The 214-nt window shown below is 55.6% G+C and carries 1 protein-coding gene; it reads left to right on the top strand.

The features are described from left to right. The coding region (locus tag ACLH1I_RS26750; protein ID WP_334616723.1) for a transposase at positions 1-214 on the top strand (214 nt) is incomplete at both ends.

The following is a 214-nucleotide window of genomic DNA, read 5'->3' as shown; positions in this document are numbered from 1 at the left end:
GGAACGCCGCCGTATCTGGCGTAAGCTGCATCTCGCCGTTGACAGTAAAACACATGAAATCATCTGCGCTGACCTGTCGCTGAACAACGTTACGGACTCAGAGGCCTTCCCGGGTCTTATCCGGCAGACTCACAGAAAAATCAGGGCAGCATCGGCAGACGGCGCTTACGACACCCGGCTCTGTCACGATGAACTGCGGCGTAAGAAAATCAGC

The organism is Klebsiella sp. 1SOBk10mer (assembly GCF_046602535.1).
GTDB lineage: Bacteria > Pseudomonadota > Gammaproteobacteria > Enterobacterales > Enterobacteriaceae > Klebsiella > Klebsiella quasipneumoniae.
The sequence above is the reverse complement of the archived record's forward strand: the minus strand, read 5'-3'. Positions and strand labels throughout refer to the sequence as shown.